We start from the raw sequence: 20,315 nt of genomic DNA, 5'->3' as shown, positions 1-20,315 counted from the left end.
CATGTTCGGTATCAGTTTCAGCGAGCTGCTGCTCGTCGGCCTGGTCGCCCTGCTGGTGCTCGGCCCTGAGCGCCTGCCGGGAGCCGCGCGCACTGCCGGGCTGTGGATCGGTCGCCTCAAGCGCAGCTTCAACGCGATCAAGATGGAGGTCGAGCGCGAGATCGGCGCCGATGACATCCGTCGCCAGCTGCACAACGAGCACATCCTGCAGATGGAGCAGGAGGCCAAGCGCATCCTCAACCCCCTGGCGCCACCCGCGCAGCCGCCGGCCAACGCTGAAATGCCTGCCGCACCTGCCGCCGATGCCGCCCCCGCGCAGCCGGCCGCAGCACCATCCTCCGAACAGCCACAACCGCCGCGAGCCCCATGAGCGAGAATCCGGAAACCGACCAGCCGATGCCGCTGGTCTCGCACCTGACCGAGCTGCGCACCCGCCTGCTGCGCTGCGTCGCCGCCATTTTCCTGATCTTCGCCGGGCTGTTCTCCTTCGCCCAGCAGATCTACACCCTGGTCTCGGCGCCGCTGCGCGAGCACTTGCCGGCCAACGCGACGATGATCGCCACCGATGTGGCCTCGCCGTTCCTGACGCCGTTCAAGCTGACCATGATCGTCTCGCTGTTCCTGGCGATCCCGTTCATCCTCCAGCAGATCTGGGGTTTCATTGCCCCCGGCCTGTACCGCCATGAAAAGCGCATCGCCATCCCGTTGTTGGTGTCGAGCATTTTCCTGTTCTACGCCGGCATGGCCTTCGCCTACTTCCTGGTGTTCCCGCTGATCTTCGGCTTCTTCGCCAGCGCCACGCCCGAAGGCGTGTCGATGATGACCGACATTTCCAGCTACCTCGACTTCGTCATGACCTTGTTCTTCGCCTTCGGGGTCGCCTTCGAAATCCCGGTGGCGGTGGTGCTGCTGGTGTGGATCGGCGTGGTCGACGTGCAGTACCTGAAGAAGATCCGCCCGTACGTGATCATCGGCTGCTTCGTGGTCGGCATGATCCTCACCCCGCCGGACATCTTCTCCCAGACCCTGCTGGCCGTGCCGATGTGGATGCTGTTCGAGGTCGGCGTGCTGTGCGGCAGCCTGATCCGCAAGCGCAGCCACACGCACGAAGAAACCGGCAACGATCACAACGACCAGCCCCCTGCGACCCAACCGTGAACCTGTTGCTCCTTGAAGAGGCCGACTTCGTGGCGGCCGACCGCGTTGTCCTGGCTGATCGCCGCTTCACCCACATGCAGGAGATCCACCGCGTGACGGTGGGCGACAGCCTGCGGGTGGGCCGCGTCAACGGCCTGATGGGCAAGGCCGAGGTCGTACGCCTCGAACATCACGAAGCCGAACTGCAGGTGGCCTTCGACCAGCCACCACCGGCCAAGCTGCCGCTGACACTGGTGCTGGCCGTGCCGCGCCCGAAGATGCTGCGCCGGCTGTTCCAGACGGTCGCCACCCTCGGCGTGCCACGGCTGATCCTGGTCAATAGCTACAAGGTCGAGAAAAGCTTCTGGCAGACGCCATTCCTCAACCCCGAGAGCATTCGCGAGAACCTCATCCTCGGGCTCGAGCAGGCCCGCGACACCGTGTTGCCCGAGGTCATCATCGAGAAGCGCTTCAAGCCGTTCGTCGAGGACCGCCTGCCCGCCATCGCCGCCGGCACCCTCGGCCTGGTCGGACATCCCGGCCCCTACCTCGCTTGCCCACGAGCCGTTGAAGGCCCGGTGACGCTGGCGATCGGCCCGGAGGGCGGCTGGATCCCCTATGAAGTCGAGCTGCTGGGCAAGGCTGGCCTGGAGCCTGTGCAATTGGGGGATAGGATCCTACGTGTGGAGACGGCTGTAACAGCGTTGCTTTCGCGAATTTTCTGACAAACCGGTCAGCTTTTTCCCATCAAGTTTCCCCGCCGTGCGCCGATGCCCTATGCAACAAAACAATAATCCGCACTGCCACGCGCCGGGGAGTCGTCTATGTACCGTTGGTTTGCCCAGTCATTGGGAAATGTAAGCGTCAATCGCAAGTTGGGGATCGGCTTCGGCCTGGTGCTGCTGCTCACCCTGGGCATCACCTTCACCGGTTGGCTGGGCATCGACAGCGTCACCAGCCGTGGCGACAAGCTCGGCAACATCTCGGTGATCCACCAGTACACCCAGGACCTGCGTCTCGCCCGCCTGGCCTACGAGCGCAGCCGTGATGACGCTTCCGTGGCCGAGCTGGAGAAGGCCCTGGCCAATCTTGAGCGCCAAGTACAGCTCATGATCGGCCAGATCGAACTGCCCGCCGACCGCCAGCGTCTGGACAAGCAACAGGACGCCGTACGCCAATACCAGCAAGCCTTTGCCGAGCTCAGGCAGGCCGGCCAGCGCCGCGAGGCCAGCCGCGGCACCCTGGGCGACAGCGCCGACAAGGCCGCCGACCTGATCGGCAAGGTCCAGCAGCGCCTGTTGCAGGGCGGGGATATCCAGCAGTACCAGGAAGCTGTGCAGGTCGCGGCGCTGCTGCAGCAGGCGCGCTTCCAGGTACGCGGCTACACCTACAGCGGCAAGGCCGAATTCCAGCAGACCGCGCTCACTGCCATCGACCAGGCCCTGACCGTGCTCAAGGCCCTGCCCGCCAGGCTCCCGGCCGAGTTCGCCGCCAGCCTGGACGACGCCGCCAGCGCGCTGGCCGCCTACCGCGACGCGGTGAACCAGTTCGGCAATGCCCAGGCCGCCAGCGAGCAAGCGTTGACGCGCATGTCCGCACAGGGCCAGGTGCTGCTGGACGCCAGCCAGGCAATGACCGTTTCGCAAACAACCGTGCGCGATCAGGGCACCCAGCAGGCCAAGACCCTGCTGGCCGGTGCCACGGCGCTGGCCTTGCTGCTGGGCGTGCTTGCCGCGTTCGCCATTACCCGACAGATCATCGTGCCCCTGCGCCAGACCCTCGCCGCCGCAGAACGCGTGGCCGGTGGCGACCTGCGCCAGGACCTCAAGGCCGACCGGCGCGACGAGCTGGGCCAGTTGCAGGCCAGCATGCAGCGCATGACCCAAAGCCTGCGCGAGCTGATCGGCGGCATCGGCGACGGCGTGACGCAAATCGCCAGTGCTGCCGAGGAACTGTCGGCGGTGACCGAGCAGACCAGCGCCGGGGTCAACAACCAGAAGGTCGAGACCGACCAGGTCGCCACCGCCATGAACGAGATGGCCGCCACCGTCCAGGAAGTGGCGCGCAACGCCGAACAGGCCTCGGAAGCGGCACTGATGGCCGACCAACAGGCCCGCGAAGGTGACAAGGTGGTGGGCGAGGCGATCAGCCAGATCGAGCGCCTGGCCAGCGAAGTGGTCAACTCCAGCGAAGCGATGAACCAGCTAAAGGCCGAGAGCGACAAGATCGGCAGTGTGCTCGATGTGATCAAATCGGTGGCCCAGCAGACCAACCTGCTGGCCCTCAACGCCGCCATCGAGGCGGCCCGTGCCGGCGAGGCAGGCCGTGGCTTCGCCGTGGTCGCCGACGAAGTGCGCAGCCTGGCCCAGCGCACCCAGCAGTCCACCGAAGAGATCGAGGAGCTGATTGCCAGCCTGCAGAACGGCACCGAGCGCGTGGCCGGTGTCATGGACAGCAGCCGCGCCCTCACCGACAGCAGCGTGGAACTGACGCGCCGCGCCGGCGATTCGCTGGGCACCATCACCCGCACTGTGTCGTCGATCCAGTCAATGAACCAGCAGATCGCCACAGCCGCCGAGCAACAGAGCGCCGTGGCCGAGGAGATCAACCGCAGCGTGATGAACGTGCGCGATATCTCCGACCAGACCTCCGCGGCCAGCGAGGAGACGGCAAGCTCCAGCGTCGAGCTGGCGCGCCTGGGGACTCACCTGCAGGGTCTGGTAGGACGTTTCAGGCTCTAGACTGCGCCTTACGGGCTGTAGGCTTTGCCCTTCAGTCCGCAAGGACTTTTCCTACCCTATTTACAGGTCCAGTCCGACGGACTCCCTGCCGATGAGCAAGGGTCATAGCGGCAACATAGCGCTATGGCCATTTCTCAATTGGACGGAGACCTGCCATGTTCGGATACCTTGACCGTCAGCTCGGCAACCTTGGCGTCGGGCTCAAGCTCGCCCTGGGCTTCACCGTGGTTCTGCTGCTCACCCTGGCCACCACGCTCAGCGGCTGGCGCGCCCTGGACGGCGCCATCCAGCGCTCGGAGCAGCTCAGCGACATCGGCCAACTCAACGACTTGACACGCGACCTGCGTGCCGAGCGCATCACTTACCGGGTGCTTGCCGACGACGTCAGCAAGGCCCGCATCGCGGCCATCCTGGAGCAGTTGCACGACCGCCTGACCCTGCTGCAACAACGCAGCGGCGTCGATTCGTCGCGGCAGATGCTGAACCAGAAACTGCAGCTGCTGCAGCGCCTGAAGGCCGACTTCGCCATCCTGCAAGGCACCGTGGACAGCCGCGAAGGCTTGCGTGCGGCGATGCAGGCGCAGGCAGGCGTGCTCGAAGCCGTGATCGACGAACTGCAGACCCAGGCCTTGCTCAAGCTGCCCGGCGATGGCCAGCAAGGCAGCGTAGTCGGGCTTATGGATACCCTGGGCCGTCATATCGAGTCCGCCAGCCAGCAAAGCCAAGTGCCGGCCTATACCTACTCGCCCCAGGACAGTTTCGCCAGCATGGGCGATGCCGCGCTGCAGGCGGCGAACGTCAGCCTGGGACAGTTGCTGCGGGCCATTGCCCCACTGGAACTGCCCGCCACATTGACCCAGCGGCCACAGGTGGAGTTGGACCGCTACCGCGACACCCTGCGCCAATACCGCGAGGCCTCGCTCAAGGTTGAGCAACTGCAGGACGGCATGGAGAAAATGGGCGACGAACTGCAGGCCGTGAGCCGTGAACTGAGCGAGCGCAAGGTCGAGCAGCGCGACAACGAGGTCCTGGCCGACCGTTCGTTGCTGACCAGCGTGGCCGTGTTGGCGCTGGTGTTCGGCATCCTGGCCGCCTGGCTGATCACCCGGCAGGTCACCCAACCTCTGCGTCAGGTGCTGTCCCAGGCCGCGCGCATCGCCCGTGGCGATCTCAGCCAGGTACAGACGGTGCACCGCCGTGACGAGATGGGCCAGCTACAGGCGAGCATGCGGGAGATGACCTTGAGCCTGCGCGAGCTGCTCGGCGGCATCGATCAGGGCGTCGGCCAGTTGTCCAAGGCAGCGGCAGAGCTGGCCTGCGCCAGCGTGGATACGCGCGAGCGCATCAGCCAGCAGCGCGAAGAGACCGATCAGGTGGCCACGGCCATGAACCAGATGAGTGCCACGGTACAGGAAGTCGCGCAGAACGCCGAACAGGCCTCGCTGGCGGCAACCACCGCCGATCATCAGGCACAGCTGGGCGACCAGGTGGTGGCTGAAGCCATCGCCCGCATCGAGCAACTGGCAAGCCAGATGGACCGCTGCCTCACCGCGATGGGCCACCTGGCCGGTGAAAGCCAGCGCATCGGATCGATTCTAGATGTGATCAAGTCGGTTTCCGAGCAGACCAACCTACTGGCGCTCAACGCCGCCATTGAGGCAGCCCGGGCGGGGGAAGCCGGGCGGGGCTTCGCCGTGGTGGCCGATGAAGTGCGCGGCCTGGCCCAGCGCACGCAGCAGTCTACCGAGGAAATCGAGCTGCTGATCGACAGCCTGCATCGTGGTACCGACGAGGTCACCGGCCTGCTCGACGACAGCAAGAGCCTGACCGGGCAGAGTGTCGAGCTCAGCCGCAAGGCGGGTGCCGCGCTGGGGCAGATCACCGAAACGGTATCGAGCATCCAGGGCATGAACCAACAGATCGCCACGGCCAGCGAGCAACAGAGCGTGGTTGCCGAGCAGATCAACCGCAGCGTGATCAATGTACGTGATGTGTCGGACCAGACCAGTGCGGCCAGTGAGCAGACCGCTGCTTCAAGCGGGGAACTGGAGCACTTGGGGCAGCAGTTGCGGGGCATGGTGGGGCGGTTCAGCCTTTAGGCCTTCCGGCCGTGCGTTCAAATCTCCAGCCCCGGGCCTAGGCTTTGGCTTTGCTTTGGCGATCAGAAGGTTCCCCCAAAGCCCACTAGCGACAGCTGCGCCAGCCCAGGCGCCGCCCGTAACTTCGCGACTTCAGGAGGCCGAGCGGAGGTCTTGCGGAGGGAGGTGACGGGCATGGATGCCCGTCAAGCGCTGCGCCCCAGGATGGGGCGTTCAGCGCGGTCCTCCCGGGAGCAAGGCCGGAGTGAGGGAACCCGGAGCGAAGCGGAGGGCCGGATGAATGGAGCAGCATTTTTTGGTTCCTTTTTGATGCTTCAAAAAGGGACCCGCCGTAAGGGCGGAAAGGTGACTATGCGTCGACATCGCAAATGAATGCACTTACAACTATAAAACCGGTGCCGATTGACTTTTACTTTTACTTTTACTTTTACTTTTACTTTTACTTTCAGAGCGTATGTTTTCAAAGTTGTATGCGCATTCATTTGCGATATCGACGCACACTCACCTTTTCGCCTTTACGGCGACCTTCTTTTGCACGCGGGCAAAAGAAGGCAAAAACCGCTCGCGGGGGTATGACTCACCCACATGGGTTACAAATCAGTTCACGCACATAGGTAACAGTCTTTAACTGGCAGGGTCGGTTTTCGAGGATCTGACCATGCCTTGGCGAGAGCTGAAACCTATGGACCTTAAAATGCTTTTCATCGCGGATTACCTGCAGGGGCCGCCCAGCTTCAGCGCCCTGTGCCAGGCCTACGAGATCAGCCGAAAGACCGGCTACAAATGGGTCGAGCGATATGAGAAAGAGGGGCCTTCGGGGCTGGAAGAACGCAGCCGCCGCCGGTTGAACCAGGATTGGGTCGTACCCGCCGCAGTTCGCGAAGCCATCATCGAATTGCGCAGTCGAGGCGAAACGGAACCGGGGCCAAAAAAGATCCAGGCTGCGCTGCAGGAGCGTTTCCCTGATCAGGCGCCGCCCTCGAAGACAGCGATCTACAACATCCTCAAGAAAGCCGAATTGATCAAACCACGCCGCTTACGTCAGCGTGTAGCGGTCTATCCCAAGCCCCCGGGAGAAGGCCGAGTCGCCTAACCAGCTGTTCAGTGCGGACTACAAAGGTCAATTTCTGACAGGTGCAGGCGTCTGGTGCTATCCGCTGACGATCATGGATCACGCCAGTCGTTTCCTGCTCGCCTGTCACAGCATGCCCAATACCAACCTGCTGGAAACCCAGGCCGTTTTCACCCAAGTGTTCCGAGAGAATGGCCTGCCTGAGCGGATTCGTACCGATAACGGTGTGCCGTTTGCCAGTAAGGGGCGTGCGGGACTTTCTCAGCTGTCGATCTGGTGGCTGCGTCTAGGCATCATTCCCGAGCGCATTGCGCCTGGTCGGCCTGAACAAAATGGCCGCCACGAGCGCATGCATCGAACGCTCAAAAGCACGCTCCCATCGCCGCCGGCAGTGGCCTGGGAGGCTCAACAACGGCACTTTGATCGCTTTCGGCAGCACTACAATCACGAGCGCTTGCATGAAGCGCTGAAGCAGAAAACACCGGCGTCTTGCTACCAGCCATCTCCACGCCCATTCCCTGAAAAGCTCCCCGAAATGACCTATCCCAGTCATATCGAGAGCTTGCCGGCTGATAGCTACGGCATCATCAATCGCCGGGGCTTGAAGATCTACGTAGGTTATGTGCTCAAGCACCAGACCATTGGACTGGAGCAGGTTGGGGATGGCGTCTGGGATGTTATTTTCGGTCCCATCATCCTTGGCAGGGTCGATGTGCGGGATGCCACTGATGGTTATGTAACGCTCAAGGTGTTGTCACCTATGTGAGTGAACTTTTGTGTAACCCATGTGGGTGATCCGTACATCGCTCCATTCATCCGGCCCCTACGCTTCGCTCCGGGAGGACGCGCCGACGGGCCATCCATGGCCTGATCGGCACTTGACGGGCATCCATGCCCGTCACCTCCCTGCGCAAGCCCTCCGTTCGGCCTCCTGAAGTCGCAATTGGTGGCGCCTGAACTATCGCGCGCTTAGAAGCAAGATCAAGAGCAGATCAAGAGCAGATCAAGAGCAGATATGTTGGTTTTGTTAGGGCATGTTATGCACAGCGACAAGCATGAATGGAAAGTCGCCTGCCCGGGACTCAGCGCGGGCTCGCTCGACCTGTCATTTTTGCTAGTTTACCGACCTCCGGGGCCTGGACGATACTCCGTGAAGGATTCTCCTTTCATGACCGGAGTGTGGCAGGTGACTAAAAAACACGCGCCCTATACAAAGGACTCCATTTTCGCGTTGGGTAGTCCACCGCATACTCGGCGATATGCCCTGGCCCAATCCAAACTTCTGGCGACCGACTTATCCAAATCCATACTGCTGACCGCCCAAGGCGCAGTCCAGCAAAACAACGCCTATTCACCCTATGGTGAACTGCGACCCGGTTGCGCGCGAAACCTGCTGGCTTATAACGGCGAATACCTGGAGCAGGCAGGCCTTTATCTGCTGGGACATGGCAACCGTGTCTACAGCCCCAGGCTCATGCGTTTTTTGTCTCCGGATCGGATCGGGGTATTTTTACAACGAAACTACAATGCCTATGCCTATTGCAACGGCGACCCGATCAATTATAGCGACCCATCTGGAAATGTTGGAACCCTTAAGCAACTCGCTCAAAAATCACTTATTTCACATGGAGACAACCCTGTCGCTGCCGCAGAGATAACAAGACAAAGATTTAATGCCAGACTCATTGAGACTGGGAAACTCCTCAAGGAATTTAAATCCACTATAGAGTCAAAAAACCAACTCACAGAGATACTATCGATATCGACGCAATATCAAGATAAAAAAATAGACACCGCAACAGCAGAGCAATCACTGCATAAACTACTACCGTTTACACTTGAGGGCGGGGCGGCACATAAAAAAATTCTCAACCTCAGCCGGGAAGAAATAAAAACATATACCAAAACCACCGAACAGAAAGCTTTCAAAGCTGAAAAATTACGCCGAGAAATAGCTGTCCACATACCGTTGCTGGAGGCTGAGCTAATTGCATATTTCGACGCGTTGAGCACCGTGAAAGCGGCTATGAGCGCTATGAATCGCCAACACTGGCAATCAGCAGATAAAAACCTCCGTATACGGCAGTAGCCCTTGTTAAAGCGTCACAGGGTTCGTGGGAGCGGTGTTGCACCGCCCCCACACCGTTGCTGCCAGGCGGCCATTACCGGGCATGAGCAGCTGCTCCCCCTACAGCACCTGGCGCAAGAACGCCTGGGCCCGTGGGTCCTTCGGCGCATCGAAGAACGCCTTTGGCGGCGAATCTTCCAACAGCTTGCCGTGATCGAAGAACAACACCCGATCCGCTACTTCCCGGGCAAAGCCCATCTCGTGCGTCACGCAGACCATGGTCATGCCTTCCTGGGCCAGGGTCTTCATCACATCCAGCACCTCGCCGACCATTTCCGGGTCGAGCGCCGAGGTCGGCTCATCGAACAACATCACCTTCGGGTCCATCGCCAGGGCGCGGGCGATGGCTACCCGCTGCTGCTGGCCACCGGAGAGGCGCGACGGGTACTCGTTGGCTTTCTGGGCGATACCGACCTTTTCCAGCAACGCCCGGGCCTTGGCTTCCCGATCGGCCTTGTTGCGCTTGCGCACCACCTTCTGCGCCAGGCACAGGTTCTCCAGCACGGTCATGTGCGGGAACAGGTTGAAATGCTGGAACACCATGCCGACTTCACGGCGGTAGGCGTTGATGTCGGTTTTCGGGTCGTCCAGTTGCACGCCGTTGATGGACACATGGCCCTGGTCGAAATGCTCCAGGCCGTTCAGGCAACGCAGGAAAGTGGACTTGCCCGAGCCGGACGGGCCCAGCACTACCACCACCTCGCCCTTGGCGACCTGGGTGGTGACGTTGTCCACCGCACGCACCACCTGGCCGCGGGTGTCGAAGACTTTCAGCAGGTCACGGACTTCAATCACTTTGCGCAAGCCTCCGCTCGAGCCGGCTGGCGATGTGCGACAGCGGCAGGTTGATCAGCAGGTACAGGCCCGCCACGCAGAACCAGATCTCGAAGGTCGAGAACGAGGTGGTGATGGCCTCGCGGCCGCTCTTGGTCAGTTCGGTGATGGCGATCACCGACACCAGCGAGGTGTCCTTGACCAGGCTGATGAACTGCCCGGCCAGCGGTGGCAGCACGCGTTTGAAGGCCTGGGGCAGGATCACGTGACGCATCGACTGGGCGCCGTTCAGGCCCAGGGAGCGCGCCGCCTCGTTCTGGCCCTTGGCGATCGACTGCACGCCGGCACGGACGATCTCGGCCACGTAGGCGCCGGTGAACAGTGCCAGCGCCGCCACCCCGGCGAACTCGCGGGACAGGTTGAGCACGGTACCGATGAAGAAGTAGAAGATGAAGATCTGCACCAGCAGCGGCGTGCCGCGCACCAGTTCGACATACACCGTGGACAGGTCGCGCAGGGTGGGGTTGCTCGACAGCCGACACAATCCAGCGAACAGGCCGATCACCAGGCCCAGGGCGCCGGAGATGACCGAGATCCACAGCGTGGTCCAAAGGCCCCAGGCCAGGGGCCCGGCGGCCCAGTGGCGGGTGACGCCGATGGCATCGCCCTCGGCGACGTCGTCGCCACGGGCCAGCAGCATGCTGTCCTTGGCCACTTCGACGACCTGGGTGTCGCCGCTCTCATCCTTCAGGGTGACCCGGGCGTTGTCGCCGGACACCACGATTTCCTCGACCGTGCCAGGGTTGGCGGCACGCTGGGTTTCCTCGGCCTTGTAGGCGAAGTATTGCGGAACACGGTTCCAGCGCCACTCGTAGGAAATCATCGAGGTGGCCAGGTACAGGCTGATCGCCAGGCCCACCAGGACCAGCGCGGTCAGCCCGTGCCAGGGCCACTGTGCTTTCTTGTGTTTGATCACGTGGGGTACTTCCGTAAATGCGAACGCGCAGGGTTTACCTGCGCGTCGAGGTCAGCGCTTGGGTTTTTGGCCCTGGCCTTATTCCATTTCCTTCAGCCAGTCCTTGTTCTTGAACCACTTGTCGTGGATACGATCGTAGGTTCCGTCATGCTTGATCTGGTGCAGGAAGTTGTTGATGTAGTTGATGCTGTCGTAGTCGCCCTTCTTCAGGCCGAACGCCAGTGGCTCGTAGGTAAAGGGTTCTTCCAGGAACACCAGTTTGCCGGCGCCGGCCTTCTCCACCGCCACCACGTTGTAGGGCGAATCGTAGACGAAGGCGTCGGCCTTGCCGTTGACCACGTCCATCACCCCTTCCTGCTCGTTGTCGTAGCCATGGTACTTGGCCTTGCCGATCAGCTTCTTCGCGACCATCTCGCCGGTGGTGCCAAGCTTGGAGGTGAGGCGGTACTTCTCGTTGTTCAGGTCCTTGTATGACTTGATCTCGCCCGCCAGCTCCTTGCGGATCAGCAGGGTCTGGCCGACGACGATGAAGGGCTCGCTGAAGTTCAGGCGCAGGTTGCGTTCCTGGGTGAGGGTCATGCCGCTGCCGATGAAGTCGAACTTGTCGGTCATCAGCGCCGGGATGATGCCGTCGTAGGCGGTGGAGACCATCTCCAGCTTGACGCCCATCGACTTGGCCATGGCCTTGAGGATGTCGACTTCGAAGCCGATGATCTCGCCGCGTTTGTTGGTCATTTCGAACGGCATGTAGGTCGGGTCCATGCCCACACGCAGGGTGCCGCGCTTGACCGCGTCATCGATGGCGCCGGCCTGGGCGGTGGCTACCGCGATCAGGGCGGTCGCACCTACCAGCAGTCGCGACAGGTATTTCTTCATCATCACCAAGTCCCCTAGCAAGAAGTACGCAGATTTTTCTTGTAAGCACGGCCCTACAGACCGATGCGTAATGTCGGGACGGATGCTAACGCATGCGAAGGCCGGGACCTAGAGCCGGTGGGGACTTTGTTGGCCAAAAATCGATGAGGGAAAAACAATCGCGGGGCAAGTCGGGCCGCCGCATCGCCGCTCCCACGCACCGTTGATACGGCGTGGGTGCGGCGACGCGGCGGCCCGACTTGCCCCGCGATTATCGGTACGACGGAGTCAAGCCAGTGCTGGCTGGACCACGTGCTCCGGATGCAGCGGCAGCAGCGGCGAGTGTGGGTCGTTGGCGATGGACGCGCGCCATACATCGATCCACGCCGTGTTGTGCCCGGCCCATACCTGCTCGTGCAGGCGCGACAGCGCCACCGGGTCGCTGAGCAGCGCCAGGCGGGTGTTCAGGTCCAGGCCCTGTGGCCCCACTTCCAGCGCCTTGGCCACACGCTCAACGCGCAGCGCCTCGATCGGCGCCGCCTGGCCGTGACGCGCCGTGGCCATGGCGCAGGCCAGGGCGTTCTGGCGTGGGTCGACCACGGCCCGCACGAAGCCGTCGTGCAGGGCATGCCAGCGGTTCTCGTGGGTGTACTGGTCGGTGGCCAGCAGTTCCTGCGGCGTCGCATATTCCTCAGGGATGAGGAACAGCTTCTCGTCCTTGGCCGCCAGGCCCAGGCGGGTGCGGCTGGAGATCACCGAGACCGGGATCGACAGCACCAGCGAGCCGACGATCGGCGCCAGCCACCACAGGAAGCTCGGGTTCAACCAGGCCACCAGGCCGGCCCAGGCGATGCCCAGCAGGGTCTGCGGACCATGGCGACGTACCGCCTCGCTCCACGGAGTCGAGTCGTCGTCACGCTGCGGCGAATTCCAGGTCGCGGCCCAGCCGAGGAACGCGGCCAGCACGAAACGGGTGTGGAAGATCATCCGCACCGGTGCCAGCAGCATGGAGAACAGCATCTCCATCAGCATCGACAAGGTGACCTTGATACGCCCGCCAAACTCGGTGGCACCCTTGGCCCAGATCAGGATGACGCTGAGCAGCTTGGGCAGGAACAGCAGCACGATGGTGGTGGAGAACAGCGCGATGGCCTTCTCCGGGTGCCATTGCGGCCACAGCGGGTAGAGCTGGAACGGTTCGATGAAGTATTGCGGCTCCATCAGCGTGTTGGTCGCCAGAAGCGCGGTCGACAGCACCAGGAACAGGAACCACAACGGCGCCGACAGGTACGACATCACGCCAGTGAGGAACACAGCGCGGTGCACCGGGTGCATGCCCTTGACCAGGAACAGGCGGAAGTTCATCAGGTTGCCGTGGCACCAGCGACGGTCGCGCTTGAGCTCGTCGAGCAGGTTCGGCGGCAGCTCTTCGTAACTGCCCGGCAGGTCGTAGGCGATCCACACGCCCCAGCCGGCCCGACGCATCAGTGCGGCCTCGACGAAGTCGTGGGAAAGGATTGCACCGGCAAACGCGCCCTTGCCCGGCAATGGCGCCAGGGCGCAGTGCTCGATGAATGGCTTCATGCGGATGATCGCGTTGTGGCCCCAGTAGTGCGACTCCCCCAACTGCCAGAAGTGCAGGCCGGCGGTGAACAGCGGGCCGTATACGCGGGTAGCGAACTGCTGCATGCGCGCATAAAGGGTATCCATGCCCGAAGCTTTCGGCCCGGTCTGGATGATGCCGGCGTCCGGATTGGCCTCCATCAGGCGCACCAGGCTGCTCAGGCACTCGCCGCTCATGACGCTGTCGGCGTCGAGCACGACCATGTACTTGTAATCGCCGCCCCAGCGGCGGCAAAAGTCGTCGAGGTTGCCGCTCTTGCGCTTCACCCGGCGCCGGCGACGACGGTAGAAGATGCGGCCGAAGCCCTTGGTCTCGCGACACACGTCGAGCCAGGCCTGTTGTTCGGCCACGGCGATATCGGTGTCGTTGGTATCGCTGAGCACGAAGAAGTCGAAGCGGTCGAGGTTGCCGCTGGCAGCCACCGACTCGAAGGTGGCACGCAGGCCCGCGAACACCCGTGGCACGTCTTCGTTGCAGATCGGCATCACCAGCGCGGTACGCGCCTCGGCGGGAATCGGCTCGTTGCCGGCGCTGCTGCCGGAGATCTTGTACTTGTCACGCCCGGTGAGCAGCTCGAGGAAGCCCATCAGCGCGGTCCAGAAGCCCGCCGATACCCAGCAGAACAGGATGCCGAAGAGGATCAGGATGGACGTCTGCAGCGCATACGGCCACACCTGCACCACGGTGTCCCACAGTGGCTGGTGGATGACTTCGTCGAGGTCGACGAACGACCAGCCCTGGTACGGCAGGATGCCCTTCATGTACCAGCCGGCGACAATGGTCTGGCCAATCATCAAGGTCAGCAGGATGTAGCGGCGGATCGAGCCGACCGTGCGCCAGCGTGCCGGGGGCAGCTCGCGCTTGGGCGGCTGCGGGGCGTTGGTGCGACCGGTCATGCGCCGCCACATGCGGATCAGCACGTTGGTGCGCCACGGCTCGGGCACGACCTTGGTGCGTTTGATCGGTGGGGCGATCTTCAGGCACAGGCGGCCGCTGCCATCGACGCCGAGCATCTCGGCCTCTTCCAGTTCGGCGGCGCTGCCTACGGTAAGACGGGCCCCCACCGAAGCCTGGACGGCCTCGGTGGTGGCGGCGGCCGGGTTGGCCGCCAGGCGTTGATGCAGCTCGCTGAACGAGGTGCAACGGGCAAGTTCCGCGCGTTGCTCGTCGCTCAGGGGGAGGTGGGCCAGGTACTCGCCAAGCGATTCCGGCCTTGCGCTTGAGTTACTCATCGGCAGGCAACTGATAGCTCCAGGTCTCGGTCAGCACCTTCTCGGTGGTGGCCGGGGCCCCGTTGGTGGATGCCGCGTCGGCGGCGGGTTGCTCGGCAGCCTGCTCGGCCTTGGCTTTCTCAGCCTTGGCGTGGGCGTGCTTGGCCGCGGCCTTGTCCTGCTTGGTTTCCTTGGCGGGCTTCGGTTGCTCGACCGGCACGTCACGCAGCAGCGCGGCACGCATCTCGGTGGATTTCTTCGGATCCTGCACCTTCAGGCGCAGGGTCAGGCGCCAGCCTTTGGTTTCCGGGTTGTAACGCAGATTGTTCTCGACCACTTCGGCGTTGTCGCCGACGCTGACCTGGCTGCGCACGGCGGTGTCCGCCGGCAACGCCGCAAGGTTCGGGCCGATGAAATCGACCAGCAGGGCAACACTGCCGTCGGTCTGACGGATCAGGTTGGACTGCTTGACGTCACCGGCGGAGCGCAGGGTCTGCTTGACCCAGCCCAGTTCCTGCGAGTGCAGCTGGTCTTCCTTGATGGTCCAGCGCAGGCGGTAGTCGTATTCGAACGGCTTGCCTGGCTCAGGCAGTTTTTCCGGGCTCCAGAAGGCCACGATGTTGTCGTTGGTCTCGTCGGCGGTCGGAATCTCGACCAGGTCGACGGTGCCCTTGCCCCAATCACCCTTCGGCTCGATCCAGGCACTCGGACGCTTTTCGTACTCGTCGTCGAGGTCTTCATAGTCGCTGAAGGCGCGCTGGCGCTGGAGCAGGCCGAAACCACGCGGGTTCTCGACGCTGAAGTTGCTCACGGCCAGGTGTTTCGGGTTGTTCAGCGGGCGCCACAGCCACTCGCCGTTGGCGGCGTGGATGGCCAGACCTTCGGAATCATGCAGGGCCGGGCGGTAGTTCATGACCTTCGACGGCTGGTTGGGGCCGAACAGGTACATGCTGGTCAGCGGGGCGATGCCCAGACGGCTGACGTTTTCACGCAGGTAGACGCGCGATTTGACGTCGACCAGGGTGTCCTCGCCAGGGCGCAGGGTCAGCTTGTAGGCACCGGTGGAGCGCGGCGAGTCAAGCAGTGCGTAGATCACCAGGTGCTTGTCTTTCGGCTTGGGCTTCTCGATCCAGAATTCGCGGAAACGCGGGAATTCCTCGCCCGACGGCAGTGCGGTATCGATTGCCAGGCCGCGGGCCGACAGGCCATAGCGGTGGCCTTTGCCGACCACGCGGAAGTAGCTGGCGCCAAGCAGGGTCATGATCTCGTCCTGCTTGTCGGCCTTGTTGATCGGGTAGAGCACACGGAAGCCGGCATAGCCGAGGTTCTTGGTGGCATCAGCGTCATGGGGCACGTCACCGAACTCGAAGCGGCTCGGGTCGTACTTGATTTCCTTGACTTTGTTGGCGGTGATCTCGTTGATGGTCACCGGCGTGTCGAAGTGCATGCCCTGGTGATAGAAGGACAGCTTGAACGGCGTCTTGTCCTTGGCCCACTCGGCCTTTTCCTGCAGGAAGCGGATCTTCTGGTAGTCGGCGTACTTCATGTCGCGGAACACCGGTGGCAGGTTGCTCTTCGGTGCCTCGAACTTCTGACCGGCCAGATCCTTTGCCTTGGCTGCAACATCGTCCAGATTGAATGCCCACAGCTGGCCCGCGCTCATCAGGCCGACCAGCGCCACGCCGGCCAACAGGGCCTTGCGCAGCCGGATACCGGGGATTCTAGGTGCAATACAGGGGCTTACAATCACGAGCAATCCTCGCCGAAAACAGATCATGAAACCAACGGCCAGCGACAAATGCCGGGTTGGCGAGCACTGTTCGGACCCCGTGAGGGCGTAATGATTCCCCAAACGGATCCTGACAATGCTCGAGTCAAAGTGAAACGAACCTGCGAACGCAGGTTCATGCAGCGCGCGATTATCCAGCAGGTCGCGTTACAACGCATCAGGCTGAACAAACTATTTATCGTACAAAACCCCTTGTTTTCGCCAAACAAAGGGTTTTTTGACCTCATATTTGTAACATAAATGTTACCGGGCCATCATTGACCAGATGCACCTGCATGTCAGCGCCGAAGCGACCACTGGCCACCTGCCGGTGCTGACCTTGTGCCTGATTCAAAAGATAGTCGAAAAGCGCAGCGCCAAGGGCCGGTGGCGCAGCCGTCGAGAAGCTCGGGCGCATGCCGTTGCGGGTGTCGGCGGCCAGGGTGAACTGCGACACCAGCAACAGGCCGCCACCGACATCCTTGAGCGAGCGGTTCATCTTGCCCTGCTCATCGCTGAACACTCGGTAGTTCAGCAGTTTATGCAGCAGTTTGTCGGCATGCTCGGGCGAATCGCCAGGCTCGACCGCCACCAGCGCCAGCAGCCCTTGGTCGATGGCCCCGACGGTCTCCCCCGCCACTTCCACCCGTGCGCCACGCACACGCTGGATCAGCCCTTTCATGCCTCTTCCAGGGGCAGGTCGAGCAGGCGTCGCGCCATCTGGTCGGCCGCGCGTACCAGAGCGTCGGTGATACCCGGCTCGGAGGCGGCGTGGCCGGCGTCGCGGATCACCTTCAACTCACTGTTCGGCCAGGCCTGGTGCAGTTCCCAGGCGTTGTCCAGCGGGCAGATCACATCGTAGCGGCCATGCACGATCACCGCCGGCAGATGGGCGATCTTCGGCATGTCGCGGATCAGCTGATCCTGCTCGAGGAACGCGTTGTTGGTGAAGTAATGGCATTCGATGCGGGCGATGGACAGGGCGCGCTGGGGTTCGGAGAAGCGGTCGACCACCAACGGGTTCGGCCGCAAGGTGGCGGTACGGCCTTCCCAGGTGGACCAGGCCTTGGCCGCATGCATCTGGGCGATCTGGTCGTTGCCGGTCAGGCGCTTGTGGAAGGCCTTGACCAGGTCGCCACGCTCTTCGGGTGGAATCGGTGCGATGTAGTCCTGCCAGTAATCGGGGAACAGGCGGCTTGCGCCCTCCTGGTAGAACCAGCTGATTTCCTGCGGGCGGCACAGGAAGATCCCGCGCAGGATCAACCCATGCACGCGCTCGGGGTGGGTCTGGGCATAGGCCAGGGCCAGGGTGGAGCCCCAGGAGCCGCCGAACAGTACCCATTTGTCGATGCCGAGGTGCTCACGGATGCGCTCCAGATCCTCGACCAGGTGCCAGGTGGTGTTGTTCTCCAGGCTCGCGTGGGGCGTGGAGCGGCCACAGCCGCGCTGGTCGAAGGTGATGATGCGGTAGAGATTGGGGTCGAAGTAGCAACGGCTCTGGGCGTCGCAACCAGCGCCCGGGCCGCCGTGGATGAACACCACGGGCAGACCTTCGGGCGAGCCGCTTTCATCGACGTACAGCACATGCGGCGCTTCCACGGCCAGATCGTGCCGGGCGTAGGGTTTGATCTGCGGGTAGAGGGTCTGCATCGCGCACTCCGTGTGAGGATTTAATCTGCCGTTGGGCATCATAAACCTGAATTGCGCGCAGAGCATGTGTCCGTGTGAATCGTCGGGGTTCTGGAGCTGCTGGCGATGGGGGCAAGGGGAAGCGTGATGCCCGGGAGGGCATGGTTCGGGAGGGCATCAGGGCTGACAGGTGCCCGACACGGGCTCTTCAGCGCCCTCAAGATCGAGCGCCAAAAGGGTCGTGGCGAACACCTGCCGGCCGTGACACGGTCGAACGCTCTACCCCCGATAGCGCTCCTCGCCCCACGTCAGCACCGTCTCCAGCAACCGCCGCAACACCACCTGCGTCGGCCGTGCCAGATCTTCGCGATAACCGAACGGCTCCACTTCATTCATGTAGGTGCACTGCCCCAGTTCCAGCTGCACCGCATGGATATGCTCGGCCGGATCCCCATAATGGCGGGTGATATGCCCCCCCTTGAAACGCCCGTTGAGCACATGGCTGTAAGCGGGGAACTCGGCGCAAACACCCTGCAGCCGCTCAGCCAATACCGGATCGCAACTGGCGCCATTGAACGTGCCGAGATTGAAATCCGGCAACTTCCCATCAAACAGATGCGGAATCACCGACCGGATCGAGTGGGCATCCCACAGCAACGCATAGCCAAACTCTTCACGCATCCGCGCCAGCTCGCGACGAATCGTGTCGTGGTACGGCCGCCAGATCTGCTCCAGGTACACGGCCCGCTGCTCAGGGCTGGGCGTCTTGCCTTCCTTGAACAACGGTTCCCCCTCGAACAGCGTCGCCGGATACAACCCGGTGGTAGCGCCGGCATACAGCGGCTTGTCGTCATCCGGCCGGTTCAGGTCGATGACGAACCGCGAGTACTCCGCCGCTACCACGCTGGCACCCAGCTCGCGGGCAAAGTCGTACAACCGCGGGATGTGCCAATCGGTGTCGGGCAGGCTGCGCGCCGGCTCGACCAGCCCGTCGCGCACGGCGTCGGTCAGGCCAAGCCCGGCATGGGGCATGCTGATCAACAGCGGCAGGCGGCCCTGGTGGAAACTCAATACTTTGTCCATGTCGCCTCGCTCAGTGGGTTATCTCATGACCCAGGCGCACCACGCGCTTGGGCAAGTCACCGCCGAGCCAGTAGCTGAGGTCGGCGGGGCGTTCGATCTGCCAGGCGATGAAGTCCGCGACCTTGCCCTCTTCCAGCGAACCATGGCTGTCGCCCAGGCCCAGGGCGGTGGCGGCGTGCACGGTGACACCCGCCAGGGCTTCCTCGGGGGTCATGCGAAAACAGGTGCAGCCCATGTTCAGCATCAGGCGCAGTGACAGCCCCGGCGAGGTGCCGGGGTTGAGGTCGCTGGCCAGGGCGATCTTCACGCCGTGCCGGCGCAAGGCATCCATTGGCGGCAACTGGGTTTCGCGCAGGAAGTAGAACGCCCCCGGCAGCAGCACAGCCACCGTACCGGCCTCGGCCATGGCGATGGCATCTTCCTCGGTCATGAACTCCAGGTGATCGGCCGACAGCGCGTGATAACGCGCCGCCAGGCTCGAACCGTGCAACGACGACAGTTGCTCGGCGTGCAGTTTCACCGGCAACCCCAACTCACGAGCCTTGATGAATACCCGCTCGACCTGGGCAGGGGAGAACGCCAGGTGCTCACAGAACGCATCCACCGCGTCCACCAGGCCCTCGGCAGCCAATGCCGGGAGCATGACATCGCAGATGTGTGCGATGTAATCGTCGGCCCGCCCCGCGTATTCCGGCGGCAGGGCATGGGCCGCCAGGCAGGTGCTGCGCACGGTCACGGGCAGCTCCTCGCCCAGGCGCCGGGCAACACGCAGCATCTTGCGCTCGCTCTCGAGGTCCAGGCCGTAGCCGGACTTGATCTCGATCGTGGTCACGCCGTCGCGCATCAGCGCCTGGACGCGCTGACGGGCACTCACCAGCAGTTCGTCCTCGCTGGCGGCACGGGTAGCCCGCACGGTGCTGGCGATACCGCCGCCCTGGGCGGCGATCTCGGCATAGCTGACGCCCTCCAGGCGCTGCTCGAACTCGCCGCTGCGATTGCCACCGAACACGGCGTGGGTGTGGCAGTCGATCAGCCCGGGGGTGACCCAGGCGCCGCCCAGGTCGACGACGCGGTCGGCCGCGACCGGCGGCACCTCATCGCGGGCCCCGATCCACTCGATCAGGCCCGCGCTGGTGACGATCGCCGCGTCCTCGATGACCGAGTAACGGCCTTCGGTCATGGTCGCGGCGTGGCAGTGCTGCCAGAGGGTTCTCATCA

The 20,315-nt window shown here is 63.0% G+C and carries 15 protein-coding genes and 3 pseudogenes; 9 read left to right on the top strand and 9 right to left on the bottom strand.

The annotated features are described in order from the left end of the window. Position 1: 1 nt before the first annotated feature. The 9 genes and pseudogenes from tatB (at position 2) to LOY42_RS02200 (ending at position 9,138) form a co-directional block, all read left to right on the top strand. Positions 2-370 (top strand): Sec-independent protein translocase protein TatB, encoded by a 369-nt coding sequence (tatB, locus tag LOY42_RS02235; protein WP_139674028.1) that lies wholly within the window; start codon positions 2-4, stop codon positions 368-370. Further along, the gene (tatC, locus tag LOY42_RS02230; protein WP_139674032.1) at positions 367-1,158 is read left to right on the top strand and encodes a twin-arginine translocase subunit TatC; all 792 of its coding nucleotides are present in this window, start codon (positions 367-369) and stop codon (positions 1,156-1,158) included. The genes tatB and tatC overlap by 4 nt, the downstream gene beginning before the upstream one ends. Next, entirely contained in the window at positions 1,155-1,862 is a 708-nt protein-coding gene (locus LOY42_RS02225; protein ID WP_139674035.1) for a 16S rRNA (uracil(1498)-N(3))-methyltransferase, read from the top strand. The genes tatC and LOY42_RS02225 overlap by 4 nt, the downstream gene beginning before the upstream one ends. 99 nt (positions 1,863-1,961) lie before the next feature. Further along, positions 1,962-2,975: pseudogene (locus LOY42_RS26515) on the top strand (methyl-accepting chemotaxis protein); the annotation flags it as partial. A gap of 30 nt (positions 2,976-3,005) precedes the next feature. Then, complete coding sequence (locus LOY42_RS26510) at positions 3,006-3,878, top strand: methyl-accepting chemotaxis protein (RefSeq protein WP_404940931.1); 873 nt, start codon at positions 3,006-3,008, stop codon at positions 3,876-3,878. Positions 3,879-4,033: 155 nt separating this feature from the next. After that, a pseudogene (locus tag LOY42_RS26505) lies at positions 4,034-5,074 on the top strand (methyl-accepting chemotaxis protein); the annotation flags it as partial. A 9-nt stretch (positions 5,075-5,083) separates the two neighbouring features. Further along, positions 5,084-5,977 (top strand): methyl-accepting chemotaxis protein, encoded by an 894-nt coding sequence (locus tag LOY42_RS26500; protein WP_408981075.1) that lies wholly within the window; start codon positions 5,084-5,086, stop codon positions 5,975-5,977. A gap of 658 nt (positions 5,978-6,635) precedes the next feature. Further along, positions 6,636-7,815: pseudogene (locus LOY42_RS26440) on the top strand (integrase core domain-containing protein). Between the two features lie 402 nt (positions 7,816-8,217). Beyond that, the gene (locus LOY42_RS02200; RefSeq protein WP_177486067.1) at positions 8,218-9,138 is read left to right on the top strand and encodes an RHS repeat-associated core domain-containing protein; all 921 of its coding nucleotides are present in this window, start codon (positions 8,218-8,220) and stop codon (positions 9,136-9,138) included. A 99-nt stretch (positions 9,139-9,237) separates the two neighbouring features. On the opposite strand, the gene LOY42_RS02195 is transcribed toward LOY42_RS02200, so the two are convergent. The 9 genes from LOY42_RS02195 to hutI form a co-directional block, all read right to left on the bottom strand. After that, a complete protein-coding gene (locus LOY42_RS02195) occupies positions 9,238-9,972 on the bottom strand; it encodes an amino acid ABC transporter ATP-binding protein (RefSeq protein WP_094011062.1) in 735 nt (244 codons plus the stop codon). Further along, positions 9,965-10,927, bottom strand: a complete 963-nt coding sequence (locus LOY42_RS02190; RefSeq protein WP_046853904.1) for an amino acid ABC transporter permease — start codon at positions 10,925-10,927, stop codon at positions 9,965-9,967. The genes LOY42_RS02195 and LOY42_RS02190 overlap by 8 nt, the downstream gene beginning before the upstream one ends. A gap of 78 nt (positions 10,928-11,005) precedes the next feature. Then, positions 11,006-11,803: a transporter substrate-binding domain-containing protein gene (locus LOY42_RS02185; protein WP_167335937.1), complete on the bottom strand. Its 798-nt coding sequence runs from the start codon at positions 11,801-11,803 to the stop codon at positions 11,006-11,008. Positions 11,804-12,070: 267 nt separating this feature from the next. After that, positions 12,071-14,638, bottom strand: a complete 2,568-nt coding sequence (gene mdoH, locus LOY42_RS02180; RefSeq protein ID WP_139674050.1) for a glucans biosynthesis glucosyltransferase MdoH — start codon at positions 14,636-14,638, stop codon at positions 12,071-12,073. Beyond that, positions 14,631-16,367, bottom strand: coding sequence for a glucan biosynthesis protein G (locus LOY42_RS02175; RefSeq protein ID WP_110700374.1), 1,737 nt, complete (start codon positions 16,365-16,367; stop codon positions 14,631-14,633). Before LOY42_RS02175 ends, mdoH begins: the two co-directional genes overlap by 8 nt. A 262-nt stretch (positions 16,368-16,629) precedes the next feature. Continuing rightward, positions 16,630-17,067 (bottom strand): D-aminoacyl-tRNA deacylase, encoded by a 438-nt coding sequence (gene dtd, locus LOY42_RS02170; RefSeq protein ID WP_139674053.1) that lies wholly within the window; start codon positions 17,065-17,067, stop codon positions 16,630-16,632. Next, positions 17,064-18,035, bottom strand: a complete 972-nt coding sequence (pip, locus tag LOY42_RS02165; protein WP_046853900.1) for a prolyl aminopeptidase — start codon at positions 18,033-18,035, stop codon at positions 17,064-17,066. Before pip ends, dtd begins: the two co-directional genes overlap by 4 nt. 258 nt (positions 18,036-18,293) lie before the next feature. Then, positions 18,294-19,097, bottom strand: coding sequence for an N-formylglutamate deformylase (hutG, locus tag LOY42_RS02160; protein WP_139674056.1), 804 nt, complete (start codon positions 19,095-19,097; stop codon positions 18,294-18,296). Between the two features lie 10 nt (positions 19,098-19,107). Continuing rightward, the gene (hutI, locus tag LOY42_RS02155) at positions 19,108-20,313 is read right to left on the bottom strand and encodes an imidazolonepropionase (RefSeq protein ID WP_139674059.1); all 1,206 of its coding nucleotides are present in this window, start codon (positions 20,311-20,313) and stop codon (positions 19,108-19,110) included. Positions 20,314-20,315: the final 2 nt, after the last annotated feature.

The organism is Pseudomonas sp. B21-023 (genome assembly GCF_024749165.1).
Lineage (GTDB): Bacteria > Pseudomonadota > Gammaproteobacteria > Pseudomonadales > Pseudomonadaceae > Aquipseudomonas.
The sequence above is the reverse complement of the archived record's forward strand: the minus strand, read 5'-3'. Positions and strand labels throughout refer to the sequence as shown.